This window comes from Curtobacterium flaccumfaciens (genome assembly GCF_051548005.1).
GTDB lineage: Bacteria > Actinomycetota > Actinomycetes > Actinomycetales > Microbacteriaceae > Curtobacterium.
In genome coordinates this window covers 17,832-34,041 of record NZ_JBPUGH010000019.1, presented here as the reverse complement: position 1 = coordinate 34,041, position 16,210 = coordinate 17,832, and the positions used below count along the sequence as shown (strand labels likewise).

Sequence of the window (16,210 nt, the reverse complement as noted above, 5' to 3'; positions counted from 1 at the left end):
GGCCAGCGCGCTCCGGCCGGCGGCCGGAGCAGCGTCGGCTGCCGTCAGCGCGCTGACTGCTGTCGGCGCACTCGCCGCCGTCAGCGCTCGATGACGTTCTCGAAGGGACGGCGCTCCACGAGCGCGGCCACCTGTCGACGCACCAACTCGATCGAGCGCGGGACGCTGAGGTCGGTGTTGCCGCCGACGTGCGGGGTCAGCACGGTGTTCGGCGTGGTCCACAGCGGGTGACCGGCCGGGAGCGGCTCGGGATCGGTGACGTCGAGTGCCGCCGAGAGCCGGCCGGAGCGCAGCTCGGCGACGAGGGCATCGGTGTCCACGACCTTGCCGCGCGCCACGTTCACCACGAGGGCGCCGTCCGGCAGCGCAGCGAGCAGCTCGGCGTCGACCAGTCGTTCGGTCTCGTCGGTGAGCGGTGTGATGAGCACGAGCACGTCCGTCGTCGCTGCGAGTGCCGGCAGCTCGTCGAAGCCGTGCACCTGGCGGCCGTCCTGCTCGCGTGCCGTCCGGGCCACCACCGTGACCTCGGTGCGGAACGCCTCGAACCGGCTCGCGATGGCGGAGCCGATCGCCCCGTACCCGACGACGGTGACCCGACGGTCGGCGAGGGACCGTGTCGTCCGGGCGTCCCAGACGCCGTTCGCCCGGTCGGCCTGGAACGCGCCGAGCTCGCGGAGGCTCGTCAGCGCGAGGCCGACGGCGAGCTCGGCGGTCTCGTCGTCGTGGATGCCGCGCCCGTTCGCGAGCAGTGCGTGCCCGGGGACGTGCGGGACGGCGTGCTCGTAGCCCGCGCTCGGCAGCTGCAGGAGTTCGAGGTTCGGGAGGTCGTGCACGAACTGCCAGCGGTGGCGACCGCCGAAGTAGAACGGCAGCAGGGTGATCGCGACCTCGTCCGGGCGGTCGAACGGCCGCTCGACGTCCCACACGGCGAGTTCGACGCCGTCCGGCACCGGCCCGAAGCGGTCGACGAGCTCCTGGAACGGGAGGGTGACGACGGGCATCAGACGATGCCCGTCGTCACCGTGCTCGGGTCGGGCACGATCAGGAGTCGGCCCGCGGCGAGAACGACCCGTGGTCGTCGAGCGGACCACGGCCGACGTAGCCCTCGGTGACGTCCTCGGTGATGACGTCCCCGAAGCGGGCCGGGAGGGTCGCGGCGTGCGTGCCACGGAGCTCGTCGATCGTCGCCTCGAACGCCCCCTGGACCTCGAGCGAACCGCTCGTCGCGTCGGTCACGCCGATGCGGAGCACCGGGAACCCGCGACCCTCGCAGAGGCCCTGGAACCGCACGTCGTCCTCGCGCCGGACGGTCACGACGACGCGGCCGGTCGACTCCGAGAAGAGCGCGGTCGCGGTGTCGACGCCGTCGCGGGTCTCGAGCTCGTCGAGGACGATCCGCGCGCCGATGCCGAAGCGGAGCACCGACTCGGCGAGCGACTGCCCGAGGCCACCGTCCGCGAGGTCGTGCGCGCTCGTCAGGAGCTGCTCGCCCGCCGCGGCGTGCAGGAGGTCGGCGAGGGCCTTCTCCCGCTCGAGGTCGACCGCCGGCGGACGCCCGCCGAGGTGCCCGTGCACGGTGCCGGCCCACGCCGAGCCGTCGAGCTCGAGCGAGGTCGTGCCGAGCAGGTAGACGTTGTGGCCGTCGTCCTGCCAGCCGGACGGGACGCGGAGGGCGACGTCGTCGATGATCCCGAGGACTCCGACCACCGGGGTCGGGTGGATCGGGGTCGTGCCGGTCTGGTTGTAGAACGACACGTTGCCGCCGGTGACCGGGATGCCGAGCTCCATGCAGCCGTCGGCGAGGCCCTCGACGGCCTCGGAGAACTGCCACATGACCTCGGGGTTCTCCGGCGAACCGAAGTTGAGGCAGTCGGTGACCGCGGCGGGGACCGCACCGGTGACGGCGACGTTCCGGTACGCCTCGGCCAGGGCCAGGCGCGCGCCCTGCTTCGGGTCGAGCTGGCAGTAGCGGCCGTTGGCGTCGGTGGCGATGGTGACGCCGAGCCCGGTCTCCTCGTCGACGCGGATCATGCCGCCGTCGTCCGGGAAGGACAGCGCGGTGTTGCCGAGGACGTAGGTGTCGTACTGGTTCGTCACCCAGTTCTTCGACGCGAGGTTCGGCGACCCGAGGAGCTGCAGGAACTGGGCCTTCAGCGCCGGGCCGTCGGCCGGCCGGTCGAGCGAGGCAGCCGAGTCGGCCTGCAGCGCGTCGATCCACGCCGGGTAGGCGACCGGGCGGTCGTAGACCGGGCCGTCGACGGCGACCGTGCGCGGGTCGACGTTGACGATCTCCTGGCCCTGCCAGTCGATGACGAGGCGGCCGGTACCGGTGACCTCGCCGAGGACGCTCGTCTCGACCTCCCACTTGCGGACGACGGCGAGGAACTCGTCGAGCTTCTCGGGGCGGACGACCGCCATCATGCGCTCCTGGCTCTCCGACATGAGGATCTCCTCCGCCGTCAGCGTGGGGTCGCGGAGCAGGACGTCGTCGAGCGAGATGTGCATGCCGCCGTCGCCGTTGCTCGCCAGCTCGCTCGTGGCGCAGGAGATGCCGGCGGCTCCGAGGTCCTGGATGCCCTCGACGAGTTCCTCGTGGAAGAGCTCGAGGCAGCACTCGATGAGCACCTTCTCGGCGAAGGGGTCGCCGACCTGCACGGCCGGGCGCTTCGTCGGGCCGCCCTCGGTGAAGGTGTCGGACGCGAGGATCGAGGCGCCGCCGATGCCGTCGCCACCCGTGCGGGCACCGAACAGCACGACCTTGTTGCCCGCGCCCGAGGCGTTAGCGAGGTGGAGGTCCTCGTGCCGGAGCACGCCGACCGCGAGGGCGTTGACGAGCGGGTTGCCCTGGTACACCGGGTCGAAGTAGGTCTCGCCACCGATGTTCGGCAGGCCGAGGCAGTTGCCGTAGAACGAGATGCCGCCGACGACGCCGTGCACGACGCGCTGCGTGTCCTCGTGGTCGATCGCGCCGAAGCGGAGCTGGTCCATCACGGCGACCGGGCGGGCACCCATCGAGATGATGTCACGGACGATGCCGCCCACGCCCGTCGCGGCACCCTGGTACGGCTCGACGTAGGACGGGTGGTTGTGGGACTCCACCTTGAAGGTGACGGCCCAGCCGTTGCCGATGTCGACCACCCCGGCGTTCTCGCCCATGCCGACCATGAGGTTCTTCGTCATCTCCGGCGTGACCTTCTTGCCGAACTGCCGGAGGTAGTTCTTGCTCGACTTGTACGAGCAGTGTTCCGACCACATGACGGAGTACATGGCGAGCTCGCCCGACGTGGGGCGGCGGCCGAGGATCTCCTTGATGCGGGCGTACTCGTCGGCCTTGAGCCCGAGTGCCTCGTACGGCTGCTCCTTCTCGGGCGTCGCGGCGGCGTCCTGGACGGTGTCGGGCTTCGGGCGGACGTCGTTCGTCACGGTGGTGTCGTTCCCTGTCACTGGAGTCGTGGTGCCGGTCACTTGACGAGCGTCGACTCGATCACGGAGGTGAAGAAGGTGAGGCCGTCCGTGCCGGAGGCCATCGCCGCGGGGGTGTCCGGGCCGAACCCGGGCTCCGTCGCGTGCTCGGGGTGCGGCATGAGGCCGACGACGTTGCCGCGCTCGTTCGAGACGCCGGCGATGTCGTCGATCGACCCGTTCGGGTTCACGCCCACGTAGCGGAACACCACCTGGCCGTTGTCCTCGATGCGCTTGATCTCGTCGGCGTCGGCCACGAAGCGTCCGTCGGCGTTCTTCAGCGGGATGGTGATCTCCTGCTGCGCCGTGAAGCCGCTCGTCCACGCCGTCGAGGTGGTCTCGACGCGGAGCTTCTGGTCGCGCCGGATGAACTGCTGGTGCGCGTTGCGGGTGTGTGCTCCGGGCACCAGACGGGCCTCGGCGAGCATCTGGAACCCGTTGCAGATGCCGAGCACGGGCATGCCCTTGCCGGCCGCGTCGATGACCTCGGCCATGATCGGGGCCTTCGCGGCGATCGCGCCCGCACGGAGGTAGTCGCCGTAGGAGAACCCGCCGGGGAGCACGATCGCGTCGACGCCCTGCAGGTCGTGGTCACCGTGCCAGAGGGCGACGGGGTCGGCGCCGGCGAGACGGACCGCGCGCTGGGCGTCGCGGTCGTCGAGCGAGCCCGGGAACGTGATGACGCCGATGCGCATCCGCGTCACGCGTCCTGCACGGTGACGGAGACGACGTCCTCGATCACGGCGTTCGAGAAGACGTCGGCCGCGATCTCGCGGACCTCGGCGAGCTTGGCGTCGTCGACCGGACCGTCGACGCTCACCTCGAAGCGCTTGCCGATGCGGACGTTGGTCAGGTCGGACTTGCCGAGACGGGCGAGCGCGTTGCCCACCGCCTTGCCCTGCGGGTCGAGGATCTCGGCCTTGGGCATGACCTCGACGACGATCGTTGGCACGTGTTCACTCCAGCACTTCGGGGATGGGTGGGACGGGAACAGTCTAGGCGGCGGGCGCGGCGCGCCCGACCGGTTGTGGAGAATTCGTCCAAGGCGTATATTCCAAGTCGAATAGTCGCCCTCGAACATCGGACCGGAGGCACGGATGGCGTCGCTCACGCCGCTCGCGTTCGCCGCGCTCGGGCTCCTCGCCGAGGCCCCCATGCACCCGTACGAGATGTTCCAGACGATGCTCCAGCGTCGCGAGGACCAGAACGTCAAGGTCCGTCCGAGCACGCTCTACCACCAGATCGGCCGTCTCGTGGAGCTCGGGTACGCCGAGGCCCTCGGCACCGCGCGCGAGGGCAACCGTCCGGAACGGACGACCTACGCGATCACCGACCACGGTCGTGCTGCGCTCGAGGACGGCCTCCGACGGATGATCGCCGAGCCGGCCGACGAGTACCCGGAGTTCCAGCTCGCGGTGTCCCACGTCGACAACCTGACCGCCGCGGACGCCGTCACCGCCCTGCGAGCACGCGCCGACGCGCTGCGTGCTGAGCACGCGGTGTACGACGAAGCCGCCACGGGCCTCCAGGCCAAGCGCCTGGCCGACCGCTTCTGGCTGGACGTGTCGTACGTCCGTGCCATGCTCACCGCGCAGATCGAGTGGCTCTCGGCGACCGCCGACCGCATCGAGCGCGGCGAACTCCCCTGGGACGGCCCGGCCGTCCCCACCACAGCAGACGACGAGACGAAGGAACACACTCGATGACCACCTCCGGCGCGAAGCCGACCACCGCAGGGACGGACACGGAGAAGAAGCCGTGGCCCGCGCTCTGGGCGCTGGTCGTGGGCTTCTTCATGATCCTCGTCGACTCCACCATCGTGTCGGTGGCGACCCCCACCATCGCCGCGAAGCTGGACGCCGACATCAACGCGGTGATCTGGGTCACGAGCGCGTACCTGCTCGCCTACGCCGTGCCGCTGCTCATCACCGGGCGGCTCGGTGACCGGTTCGGCCCGAAGGTGCTCTACCAGACCGGACTCGTGGTGTTCACGCTGTCGAGCCTCTGGTGCGGTCTCGCCGGGTCGATCGAGGTGCTCATCCTCGCCCGCGTGGTGCAGGGCCTCGGTGCCGCGATGATGACGCCGCAGACGATGGCGGTCATCACGCGCATCTTCCCGCCGCAGAACCGTGGTGCCGCGATGGGGCTCTGGGGTGCCGTCGCCGGTGTCGCGTCCCTGGTCGGCCCGATCGTCGGCGGCCTGCTCGTCGACGGCTTCGGCTGGGAGTGGATCTTCTTCGTGAACGTCCCCGTCGGTGTCGTCGCCTTCGTGCTCGCGCAGCGCTTCGTTCCTTCGTTCGAGCGGCACGGGCACCGGTTCGACTACCTCGGCATCGTGCTGAGCGCGGTCGGCATGTTCCTGCTCGTGTTCGGCATCCAGGAGGGCGAGACCTACGACTGGGGGACCATCACCGGGCCGATCTCGGTCTGGTCGCTCATCATCGCCGGCGTCGTCGTGCTCGCCGCGTTCGTCGTGTGGCAGGGCGTGCAGAAGGGCGAGCCGCTGCTGCCGCTCGGGCTCTTCACGGACCGCAACTTCACGCTCGCGAACATCGCGATCACCTCGGTGGGCGTCGCGATCTCGTCGTTCGCGCTGCCGATCATGCTGTGGGCGCAGGACGTCCTGACGTTCAGCCCGACCCAGGCCGCGCTCCTGCTCGTGCCGCAGGCCGTCCTGTCCGCGGGGCTCGCACCGCTCGTCGGCAAGAACCTCAACCGGTGGAGCCTCCGCTGGGTCGCCGCGTTCGGCCTCGCCTGCTTCTCGGGCGCGCTGTTCTGGTTCGGTTCGCTGCTCGCCTCGGGCGCTGCCTGGGGCTGGGTGCTCCTGCCGTCGACGCTCCTCGGGCTCGCCAACGCCTGCATGTGGGGGCCGCTGTCCGTCTCGGCGACGCGCAACCTCCCGCCGAAGCTCGCGGGTGCGGGTTCGGGTGTCTACAACACCACGCGGCAGATCGGTGCGGTGCTCGGTTCGGCCGGCATCGCCGCGCTGATCGAGGCTCGGATCACCGCGAACTTCCCGTCCGGCTCGGGTGGCTCGACGGGTGGCGGTGCCGAGCAGCAGGTGGGCACGCTCCCGGACTTCCTGCAGCAGCCGTTCGCGACGGCCATGGGGCAGTCGCTCGCCCTCCCGGCGCTGGTGCTGCTCGTCGGCATCGTCGCGGCGCTGTTCCTCGCGAAGCCGAAGCAGACCGTGGCCTGGCACCAGACCGGTGCCGTGGCGACGCAGGGCGGCTCGACGCCGGCACCCGCCGCCGCGCGGTCGTCCGCGACTGCCGCTGCCGGCTCGGAGCGCCACGGCGTGCGCGCGGCCGCTCCCACCCCGGAGACCCCCGAGGCCGAGCTCGCCGCGACCGACCACCACGGGCGGCACGCCGAGGCGTAGCCCGGTCCGGGCGAGTCCGCGCGCGACCGACCCCGAACGACGCCGCCGTTGTCGAACGACAGCGGCGGCGTCGTCCGTCGTCCGTCGTGGGGTCGCCGAACGCGTCGGTCACCTCGGACTGCCGTGTCCGTCGGTGGCCGCACGCCGCGGCGCGGGAGCGACGAAGCACGCGTCGATCGACAGGTGCGGCGTCGGAAGATGCCCGTGCATCGGATGCGAGCGCCTCGTGCGACGAAGCACACGTCGATCGACACGCGCGATGTCGATCGTGTCGCGCGCACGTGCGCGTGCCCGGGCCTTCGCCCCGCCCGGCCCGGCCGACTCCGAACGACGCCGCCGTTGTCGAACGACAGCGGCGGCGTCGTTCTGCATCGGTCGACGGACTCGGCCGAGACCGTGCTGCTCCCCCGACTACCCGCGACGCTCGAGGTGTGCCCGGGTGAGCGCCTCCATCTCCTCGTCGGTGAGGTCGTCGACGGCCTTCGCCTCGCGGCGGTCGGTCCGCTGCCACCGGACGAACAAGGAGATGAGGACCGGGATGTCCGCGACCTCGGCGATGAACCACAGCAGGTCGCCGGCGAGGTGCTGGTCCTGCAACGGTGACGGGTACCAGGCCTTCCCCACGAGCGCCGTGGTCGCGTGGTCGAGCACGTGGTTCGTGATCCGCAGCACGATGCCCGGGATCGCGTCGAGCATGAGCTCCACGAACGCCAGCAGGAACTCCGCGGTCACGAACGTCGACGACCGCAGGATCCCCGGCTCGGCGAGCGGCGCGAGCAAGCCGAAGCCGAGCACCGGGACGAGCACGGTGATCGCCACCGCCCACACCGGGGACGTCCGGATCGTCGCCGACCACGGGGTCAGCAGGACGGCGAACAGCGCGAGGGCCACCAGGGGCGAGACGATCGCGTTGCCGAGGACGCGGACCGGACGCGACCCGAGTGCGGCGGTGGCGGCGCGCGCGAGGCGATCCGGGCCTCCCGTCCGGAGCAACGAGACCGGCGCCGCCAGTGCGCTGAAGGTGGGGACCGCGAAGAACAGCACCGACAGTCGGAGCACGAACGCCCAGCGGAGGTGCTCGGCGAACACGCCCACGATGCCGAACTGGGCCACCCCGAAGAGCCCGACCGCGACGACGAACGACAGGGTCCGCCACCACGGCCAGCGGGCTCCGCGACGGACGGCGCCGACCGTCCACCAGCCGTACGCGACGACGGCGACGCCGATCATGGCGGCGGCGAGCGGGTCGAACCGCCACGTTGACCAGAACTCGGGTGTCGACGGCGTGGGGTGCCTCCTGCGGATCGTGCTGCCGCAGCAATCCTCCGCCCGGTGCACCCTCCCGCAGGGCTCCGCGGTGTGAGAACCGGTTCAGATCCGGGTGACGCCCGCCGCGGGGGTGGTCCGTGTCAGCAGCCAGACCCCGAGCGGCACGAGCAGTGCACCGGCGAGGGCGACCGGGAACGAGAGGTGGAGCTGCATGACCGCGAAGGCCGGGCCGACCGTGCACGCCGCGGCGACCACGAGGACGGGCCATGCCGGACGGTCGGAGCCCGGCACGAGACGGGGGAGCGGACGATCGAACCGTCGGAGCGCCCGCGCGACGGCGATCGCGACGCCGAGCAGCACGACGAGTGCGACGGGCCTGGTCGCCCACCAGACGGTGCCGCCGGGCTCCGGGAACGGCACACCGACGAGGAGCGCGACGCCGTTGAGCGCGATGAACAGGGGCAGGTGCCAGAGGTAGACGGCCATGCCGTCCCGCCCGAGGACGAACACCGTCGCCTGCGCCGCCCGCGTCCGCATCAGGCGGGTGAGCGGCCCGTGGACGAGGTGCACGAGGGATGCCTGCGCGATCGCCAGGAACGCCAGCGGCAGCATCGGCGGGTTGAGGTCCTGCAGCATGTCGGGTGCCCAGAGCCCGACCGAGGTCATCGGCACGAGGACCAGGTACGCAGCGGCCGCGACGGCGACGAGCAGCAGGCGCGACCGGCGGGCGAACCAGCCGTCCGCCCAGAGGAACCCCAGCTGCTGCGCGAACAACCACACCGGCCCGAGGTTGAGCAGGCCGACCTCGGCCACGCCGGTCGCGAGGCGGACGGCGTCGATCGCGCCCGCGAGGACGAGGAGCGCGGCGAGTGTCCGCCACGGCGCCCGCTCGTGCAACCGCACCATGAGCGGGACGCAGCACTGGGTGATGCCGTACGCGGCGAGGAACCAGAGCGGGGAACCGATGCCGAACGCGACCTCGGCGAGGAGGTCGGCGGGCGTCCCGGCCGCTGTGGCGACCCCGAGTCCCGCAGCGAGGACGACGAAGAGCGGGACCGCGGGCCGGAAGAGCCGGACGAGCCGGGTCGCCCACCAGTCGCGGGCGCCCCCGCCCCGGGCGACGGTGCTCCGCCACCCGACGATGCTCGCGAACCCGCCGACGACGAAGAACAGCGGCATGACCTGGCCGACCCAGGTCGCCGCGACGTACCAGGAGAGCTCCTGGAGGGGGCTGGTCACGGTGAGGCCCCCGCCCCCCGTGCCGACGCCGACCATCGTGACGTGCACGAAGACGACGAGGACGACGCACGCCGTCCGGATGAGGTCGACGACCAGGTCCCGCTTCGCGATGATCCCCCGGACGTCCTGTGCGCTGTGTGCCTGTTCCGGCACGCTCTGCTGCGAGGACATGGCTGGACGCTACTGCTACGTGCCGCGGCCGCAGCGGAAGTCCAGCAGATCGCTGCCGTTTCGTGACCCGACGCATGCTCCTAGCGGCATGCGTCGGCCCATGATCGGCAAGCGTCCGCCGAGGGCCCGGGGTGCAGGACCGGCGCAGGACGCGGCTGCCGAGGTCGGCGGCCGCAGGCGTGCCGGGAGCCGCGAAGGAGCTGACGAGCCTGGAGTGACCGGCGGTGCACGTGTCACGACCGACCGTTCGGGCCGCGGGCGCCGGGGGACTGGTGCTACGCTGGCCGAGTTGTCTTGATCGCTGCAAGAGAAGGGGTCCGATGGACGACGCTGAACTGCTCCGCACCGCGGGCCTCCGTGTGACCGCTCCGCGACTCGCGGTGCTCCGGGCCACCGAGTCGATGCCCCACGCGACCGCGGACGACATCGTGACGACGCTCAGCGCCGAACTCCCGACGACGAGCCACCAGGCGGTGTACGGCGTGCTCGCCGCGCTGACCGGGGTCGGTCTCGTGCGCCGCATCGAACCCGCCGGCAGCCCCGCGCGGTACGAGCGGCGGACCGGGGACAACCACCACCACATCGTCTGCACCATGTGCGGGACGATCGAGGACGTCGACTGCGCGGTCGGGCACGCTCCGTGCCTCACGCCCTCGGAGACGCACGGCTTCGCGGTGGCCACGGCAGAGGTCACCTACTGGGGGATCTGCGAGCGGTGTGCTGCCGCCGAGCGGGACGACGCCCCCGGCGAGGACGACGCTCGGGCTGCTGGCTCACCGTCCGCGCACGCCCGGGCTGCGGGCACACCGTCCGCGGAGACCGCATCCACGGCCACCCCGACCACGCAGGCCTGACGTTCCGGACGACCCCACCTCCCGGCTCCGAACCGGGACCACGAGCAACCCGAGCACCCCTGACCGAACCAACGTTCCGAGGAGGAACCGTGTCCGACCAGAACACGCCCGCCGGCCCCGCCGGTACCCCCACCACGACCACCAACTCCGGCGCGCCGGTCTCGAGCGACCAGCACTCCTTGGGTGTCGGCGCCGACGGCCCCCTCGCCCTGCACGACCACTACCTCGTGGAGAAGCTCGCGCAGTTCAACCGGGAGCGCGTGCCGGAGCGCGTCGTCCACGCCAAGGGCGGCGGTGCCTTCGGTACCTTCACCGTCACGCACGACATCAGCGAGTACACCCGCGCCGCGTTCCTGCAGCCCGGCAAGCAGACCGAGATGCTCGCCCGCTTCTCGTCCGTCGCCGGCGAGCAGGGCTCCCCGGACACCTGGCGTGACCCCCGCGGCTTCGCGCTGAAGTTCTACACCGAAGAGGGCAACTACGACCTCGTCGGCAACAACACCCCCGTGTTCTTCATCCGCGACGGCATCAAGTTCCCGGACTTCATCCGCTCGCAGAAGCGCCTGCCCGGTTCGCACCTCCGCGACCACGACATGCAGTGGGACTTCTGGACGCTCTCGCCCGAGTCCGCGCACCAGGTGACGTGGCTGATGGGGGACCGCGGCCTGCCGGCGTCGTGGCGCGAGATGGACGGCTTCGGCTCGCACACCTACCAGTGGATCAACGCGGAGGGCGAGCGCTTCTGGGTGAAGTACCACTTCATCACGCAGCAGGGCCACAAGACCCTGACCCAGGAGGACGCCGACCGCATCGCCGGTGAGGACGCCGACTTCCACATCCGTGACCTCCACGCCGCGATCGAGCGCGAGGACTTCCCGAAGTGGACGCTCAAGGTGCAGGTCATGCCCTACGCCGACGCCGAGTCCTACCGCTTCAACCCGTTCGACCTCACCAAGGTGTGGCCGCACGCGGACTACCCGCTCATCGAGGTCGGCGAGCTCGAGCTCAACCGCAACCCGGAGAACTACTTCGCGCAGATCGAGCAGGCGACCTTCGCCCCCTCGAACTTCGTGCCCGGCATCGCGGCGAGCCCGGACAAGATGCTCCTCGCGCGCATCTTCAGCTACGCGGACGCTCACCGCTACCGCGTCGGCACGAACCACGCGCAGCTGCCGGTGAACGCCCCGAAGAACGAGGTGCACTCGTACTCGAAGGACGGTGCGATGCGCTTCGACTTCCAGAAGTCCGAGGTGCCGGTGTACGCACCGAACTCGCTCGGTGGCGCCCACGCCGACCCCGCCGCGACCGACGAGGTGCCGGGTTGGGAGTCGGACGGCGCGCTCCAGCGCTCCGCGGCCACGCTCCACCCGGAGGACGACGACTTCGGCCAGGCCGGCACGCTCTACCGCGAGGTCCTCGACGACGCCGCGCGCGAGCGCCTCGTCGGCAACATCGCCGGACACGTCTCGAAGGTCACCCGCGACGACCTCCGCGAGCGGGTGTTCGCCTACTGGACGAACGTCGACGCCGACCTCGGTGCGCGCGTGCGCGCCGCGGTCGCGCCGAGCGCGCCGGGTTCCGAAGAGGACCCGGAGAAGGTCGCGGTCGAGGCGTAGCCCAGCCATCGCAGGGGCGTGAGCCCCGGTCCACCACCTGACGGACGGGAGGCACGGTGCCAGCTGGCACCGTGCCTCCCGTCCGTCACGGGTCCTGTCGAACGACGAAAGGCGCGCGTTCCGACGTGCCCCGCGTCGATCGACGCGCGCCTCGTCGAACCGCGCGCGTCCCGACCGTCCGTCGCTGCTAGACCTGCTGGCCGTTGAGGTGCACCGGGCCGGCCGGCCAGTCCTCGAGGGGAGCGGCCACCGGCAGGACCATCCAGCCGCCCTGCTCGGTCATCGGCATGCCCGCGCCCTCGGCGGTGAACGCCGTGTAGTCGGTCACGACGTCGTCGAAGGCGTGCCACCCGACCCGCGCGTAGAACGGCACGCGGTCCTCGCCGGTGCCGAGGAAGCCGAACGGGACGGCGAGCCCCTCGAGGACGCCACGGGCGCGTTCCATGAGGTCGCGGCCCATCCCGGTGCCCTGGAGGCGCGGGGTCACCGCGACGAGACCGGTGTCCCCGACCAGGACGTCCTCGCTGCCCACGCTGATGAACATCCGGCGGATCCCGACGTGTGCGAGGACGACGCCGTCGAGGTCCCGCGCGAGCACCCGCCGCTCGGGCTGCATGCCGCTCCAGCTGCGGCTGCCGACGAACCAGTGCGACCAGTCCGGGAAGGCCTGCGCCAGCAGTGCCGTGATCGCCTCGTGGTCGGCGAGCGTCAGGGCGCTCTCCTCGACCACCTCCCACCGGGTGTCGTCAGTCACGAGACCATCCTGCCGGAGCGTCGAACGGCGGCCCTCAGTTCCTGCTGGGAGCGGTGACCTCGATGCGGTTCGCCCACGGGTCCTCGAAGGCGACCGTCCGTCCGTCGTCCGCCAGCTGGACGCCGTGGTGGCGCATGCGCTCGGTGAGGGAACCGAGGTCGTCCGTGCCCGGGACCTCGATCCGGACCAGACCGAGGCCGAGCGCCAGCTGCCGACGGCCGGCACCGCGGGAGTTCCACGTGTTCATCGCCATGTGGTGGTGGTACCCGCCGGCGGAAACGAAGAGCGCCTCGCCCCAGCCCGCGGTCGTCGCGAAGCCGAGTTGGTCGACGTAGAACGCCTTGGCCGTCGCGACGTCGCCGACGGACAGGTGCACGTGGCCCACCCGCCCGGGACGTCCGGCGGCACCGTCGAGGGCGTCCTGCGTGAGGTGTTCGCGGAGGAAGGCGTTCGGGTCGAGGAAGATCGTGGCCATGTCGACGGAGCCGTGCGTCCACGACCACTCCGTGCGGTCGCGGTCCCAGTACAGCTCGACGCCGTTGCCCTCCGGGTCCGTGAAGTAGAACGCGTTGCTGACGAGGTGGTCGGCACTGCCGGTGAACGACTGCGGGTACTGCGTGGCGACCGAGTACAGCGCGGCCGCGAGGTCGGCGCGGGTGTCGAACAGGACCGCCGTGTGGAAGAGCCCGGCCTCGTGCGCGCCGGCGTGCTGGAGCTCGGGTGCGTGCTCGAGCACGAGGATCGGCACCGACCCGCGGCCGAGGACGGACCGACCGGGAGTGGACGACAGGACGCTCAGGCGGACTCCGTCCGTGTAGTACGCGGTCATCCGGTCGAGGTCGGCCACGCGGAGGGTGACGGCGCCCATGCCGGTGTCCGCGGCGAGGAGGTCCTGGGTCTGCATCGGTCCAGTGTCGTCCCATTTGGTTGACGCGTCAACCAAATGGGACGATGGGTCGGTGCGAGCGCACCGCGAGCGGCATCCGATCGCATCGCACTCGGCGTCCTGTCGGCGAGGCGCGGCTCGATGAGGCCATGATGGACGGATGCCACGACGTCCGGTCCCGCGAGACCTCCCGGTCGAGCACGTCCGCGACCGGATGTCGTCCTACATCTACGGGAACATCACGGTGCTCAGCGCCGCGATCGCGGTCGGTCCGACGGAGATCGAGCACGGCGCCGCGGTGCTGACGGTCCTCGCGACGGCGGTCCTGACCTACCTCGCGCACGTCCTGGCGCACCTCGTCGCACACGGCATCGGCGCCGACCGCGACGCCGACGACGACGCCCGACGCGAGAGCGCGGCCGTCATCGCCCGCAACGCGAACCCGATCGCGACCTCCGGCCTCATCCCGGCCGTGCTGTACGTCGCGGCGTGGGTCGGATGGCTCCCGGCAGAGTGGGCCCAGATCGCCGCCGTCGTGATCCTCGTCGTGCGCATCGGGCTCGTCGGCGTGTTCCTGCAGCGGTTCTCGGGGGCGCGTCCGACGTTCCTCGGGCTCTGGGGCGGCATCGTGCTCGCCGCGGTCGCGTTCGTGATCGGACTCGTGAAGGTGGTGCTGACGCATTGAGTGGTGCGACGACCGAGGGCAACGCGAAGCAGCGGGGCGGCTGGCGGTTCCTCCGCGACCTGGCGATCATCGTCGTGGCGGCGTTGATCGCCTCGTTCCTGGTGAAGACGTTCCTGGTCCGGTCCTTCTACATCCCGTCGGAGTCGATGGAGAACACGCTCCTCGTGGGCGACCGGGTACTCGTCAACGAGCTCGTCCCCGGACTCGTGCCGTTGCAGCGCGGGGACGTCGTCGTCTTCACGGACCCGGGCGGGTGGCTCGGGACCGGCCAGGGCGACGACCTCATCAAGCGGGTCGTCGGGCTGCCGGGGGACCGGGTGTCCTGCTGTGGGTCGGACGGGCGGCTCTCGGTCAACGGGAAGGCCGTGGACGAGCCGTACGTCGTCCGCGAAGCGGGATCCGACCGGGTGTCCGGGACCGACTTCGACATCACGGTCCCGAAGAACCACATCTGGGTGATGGGCGACAACCGGTACGACTCCGCGGACAGCAGGGCGCACGGTTCGGTTCCGGTCGACGACGTCGTGGGTCGGGCGTTCGTCACGACGTGGCCCGTGTCGCGATGGTCGGTCCTGTCCCGGTACGGCGACGAGTGGGACCGGGTGCCCGACCGCGCGACACGCTGACGGCGCGACACGCTGACCGCGCGACACGCGGCCGTCGCACTGCGGCGCGTTCGGGGGTGTCGTGGCGGGAGCACGCGCCGGGTAGCGTGCTGCACATGCCGACGGACGATGCTGCGTTCGAGTACCAGACCGGCGGCGACGACGAGCTCTCGGTTCGGCGCATCCGGACGAGCGGACCACAGGCCGGCACCATCGGCCCACGCCCCGACCACGTCGTGTTCTGGTTGGCGGACGGGCACGCGGTCGTCACCGCGGACGACGGAGAGCGCTGGGAGGTCAGCCCCGGGCAGCCGGTGGTGCTCTCCGCGTCGGTGGCGTACGCGTTCGAGACGGACGCCACGGCGATGACGCTCCTGCACGTCGCACCGGCACTGCTCGGCGACGCGGACGAGTCGTACCGGTTCGTGCAGCCGGACCCCACCGACAACCGGACCGAGCCGCTGCGGACGCTGCTGCGCGACGCCGTCGACCGCGTCCTCGACCCCGAGCTCCCCGAAGCCGAGCGCCGAGCGCTCAAGCAACGCGTCGCGCGTGTCGTGCTCTCCACCTACACCCGTGCGCGATCGGACGTCGAGCAGCGCATGCGCCGCGCGATCGCCTTCGTGCACGAGCACGCCGGTGACCCGATCACGGTCGCCGACATCGCGGGGGCCTGCGGACTGAGCGAGCGAGGCCTGCAGGACCTCTTCCGTCGGCGCCTCGCGGTCACGCCGATGCGGTACCTCCGCGAGGCCCGGCTCGACCGGGTGCACCTGGAGTTCACCACGAGGGGGCGGAGGATCCTCACCGTCCGGGACGTCGCCCACCGCTGGCAGTTCACGCACCTCGGCCGCTTCGCGTCCGACTACCGCGCCCGGTTCGGGGAGAGCCCCCGCGAGACCCTCGCTCGGACGGCCGGTCGGCGCGGCTGACCGGCGCTCAGCAGCCCGTCGTCGTCAGCGTGACGGTCGCCACCGACCCGTTCGACACCGTCGCGTGCTGCGGGCAGAGGTCGGCCGCCCGGACCGTCACCTCACCGAGCGGCACCCCGGCGAACGCCGCGGCGCCGCCCGGGAACACCCGCTGGTGTTCGGACAGCTTGCCCGTCGACGCGAACACCTCGACCTCGTAGGGACGCTGGGCGGCGTTCCCCGACACCGTGACCGTGATCTGCCCGGTCGAGTCGTGCGCTCCGCACCCCGCCAGGGTCAGCGTCGCGGCGACACCGAGCACGAGCGACGTGGCCACGCGGCGGCGCGGACGACGGACGGAGCGGAGCACCGACCC

The 16,210-nt window shown here is 71.5% G+C and carries 16 protein-coding genes; 7 read left to right on the top strand and 9 right to left on the bottom strand.

Annotation, left to right across the window (positions count from 1 at the left end; translation table 11 throughout):
- Window positions 1-80: 80 nt before the first annotated feature.
- The 4 genes from ACSW7Y_RS04565 to purS are packed head-to-tail and all read right to left on the bottom strand — an operon-like array spanning window position 81 to window position 4,414.
- On the bottom strand, window positions 81-1,001 hold the full coding sequence (locus ACSW7Y_RS04565) for a 2-hydroxyacid dehydrogenase (RefSeq protein ID WP_438125153.1): 921 nt from the start codon (window positions 999-1,001) through the stop codon (window positions 81-83).
- Window positions 1,002-1,041: 40 nt separating this feature from the next.
- Window positions 1,042-3,423 (bottom strand): phosphoribosylformylglycinamidine synthase subunit PurL, encoded by a 2,382-nt coding sequence (gene purL, locus ACSW7Y_RS04560; protein WP_438125152.1) that lies wholly within the window; start codon window positions 3,421-3,423, stop codon window positions 1,042-1,044.
- Window positions 3,424-3,461: 38 nt separating this feature from the next.
- Window positions 3,462-4,157 carry a phosphoribosylformylglycinamidine synthase subunit PurQ gene (gene purQ / locus ACSW7Y_RS04555; protein WP_438125154.1) on the bottom strand — a complete coding sequence of 232 codons (696 nt, stop codon included), beginning with the start codon at window positions 4,155-4,157 and terminating at the stop codon, window positions 3,462-3,464.
- A gap of 5 nt (window positions 4,158-4,162) precedes the next feature.
- Window positions 4,163-4,414, bottom strand: a complete 252-nt coding sequence (gene purS, locus ACSW7Y_RS04550) for a phosphoribosylformylglycinamidine synthase subunit PurS (RefSeq protein WP_438125151.1) — start codon at window positions 4,412-4,414, stop codon at window positions 4,163-4,165.
- Between the two features lie 145 nt (window positions 4,415-4,559).
- Between purS and ACSW7Y_RS04545 the strand changes: the two genes are divergently transcribed.
- Window positions 4,560-5,168 carry a PadR family transcriptional regulator gene (locus ACSW7Y_RS04545; protein WP_438125150.1) on the top strand — a complete coding sequence of 203 codons (609 nt, stop codon included), beginning with the start codon at window positions 4,560-4,562 and terminating at the stop codon, window positions 5,166-5,168.
- Window positions 5,165-6,844 carry a DHA2 family efflux MFS transporter permease subunit gene (locus tag ACSW7Y_RS04540; protein ID WP_438125149.1) on the top strand — a complete coding sequence of 560 codons (1,680 nt, stop codon included), beginning with the start codon at window positions 5,165-5,167 and terminating at the stop codon, window positions 6,842-6,844. Before ACSW7Y_RS04545 ends, ACSW7Y_RS04540 begins: the two co-directional genes overlap by 4 nt.
- 411 nt (window positions 6,845-7,255) lie before the next feature.
- Here ACSW7Y_RS04540 and ACSW7Y_RS04535 read toward each other — a convergent pair whose 3' ends face one another.
- Window positions 7,256-8,074 carry a cytochrome c oxidase assembly protein gene (locus tag ACSW7Y_RS04535; protein ID WP_438125148.1) on the bottom strand — a complete coding sequence of 273 codons (819 nt, stop codon included), beginning with the start codon at window positions 8,072-8,074 and terminating at the stop codon, window positions 7,256-7,258.
- 141 nt (window positions 8,075-8,215) lie between these two features.
- A complete protein-coding gene (locus ACSW7Y_RS04530; RefSeq protein ID WP_438125147.1) occupies window positions 8,216-9,523 on the bottom strand; it encodes an acyltransferase family protein in 1,308 nt (435 codons plus the stop codon).
- A 320-nt stretch (window positions 9,524-9,843) separates the two neighbouring features.
- On the opposite strand from ACSW7Y_RS04530, the gene ACSW7Y_RS04525 reads away from it, so the two are divergent.
- Together ACSW7Y_RS04525 and ACSW7Y_RS04520 are read left to right on the top strand one after the other, a co-directional pair.
- Window positions 9,844-10,377 (top strand): Fur family transcriptional regulator, encoded by a 534-nt coding sequence (locus ACSW7Y_RS04525; protein WP_438125146.1) that lies wholly within the window; start codon window positions 9,844-9,846, stop codon window positions 10,375-10,377.
- A gap of 89 nt (window positions 10,378-10,466) precedes the next feature.
- A complete protein-coding gene (locus tag ACSW7Y_RS04520; RefSeq protein ID WP_438125145.1) occupies window positions 10,467-11,993 on the top strand; it encodes a catalase in 1,527 nt (508 codons plus the stop codon).
- 187 nt (window positions 11,994-12,180) lie between these two features.
- On the opposite strand, the gene ACSW7Y_RS04515 is transcribed toward ACSW7Y_RS04520, so the two are convergent.
- Complete coding sequence (locus ACSW7Y_RS04515; protein ID WP_438125144.1) at window positions 12,181-12,747, bottom strand: GNAT family N-acetyltransferase; 567 nt, start codon at window positions 12,745-12,747, stop codon at window positions 12,181-12,183.
- Window positions 12,748-12,781: 34 nt separating this feature from the next.
- Window positions 12,782-13,651, bottom strand: a complete 870-nt coding sequence (locus ACSW7Y_RS04510) for a VOC family protein (protein WP_438125143.1) — start codon at window positions 13,649-13,651, stop codon at window positions 12,782-12,784.
- Between the two features lie 142 nt (window positions 13,652-13,793).
- On the opposite strand from ACSW7Y_RS04510, the gene ACSW7Y_RS04505 reads away from it, so the two are divergent.
- The 3 genes from ACSW7Y_RS04505 (at window position 13,794) to ACSW7Y_RS04495 (ending at window position 15,855) form a co-directional block, all read left to right on the top strand.
- On the top strand, window positions 13,794-14,318 hold the full coding sequence (locus ACSW7Y_RS04505; RefSeq protein WP_438125142.1) for a hypothetical protein: 525 nt from the start codon (window positions 13,794-13,796) through the stop codon (window positions 14,316-14,318).
- Window positions 14,315-14,944 (top strand): signal peptidase I, encoded by a 630-nt coding sequence (gene lepB, locus ACSW7Y_RS04500; RefSeq protein WP_438125141.1) that lies wholly within the window; start codon window positions 14,315-14,317, stop codon window positions 14,942-14,944. Before ACSW7Y_RS04505 ends, lepB begins: the two co-directional genes overlap by 4 nt.
- Window positions 14,945-15,039: 95 nt before the next feature.
- Window positions 15,040-15,855: a helix-turn-helix transcriptional regulator gene (locus ACSW7Y_RS04495; protein WP_438125140.1), complete on the top strand. Its 816-nt coding sequence runs from the start codon at window positions 15,040-15,042 to the stop codon at window positions 15,853-15,855.
- Between the two features lie 7 nt (window positions 15,856-15,862).
- Here the strand turns inward: ACSW7Y_RS04495 and ACSW7Y_RS04490 are convergent, their stop codons facing one another.
- Complete coding sequence (locus ACSW7Y_RS04490; RefSeq protein ID WP_438125139.1) at window positions 15,863-16,204, bottom strand: hypothetical protein; 342 nt, start codon at window positions 16,202-16,204, stop codon at window positions 15,863-15,865.
- Between the last annotated feature and the right edge of the window lie 6 nt (window positions 16,205-16,210).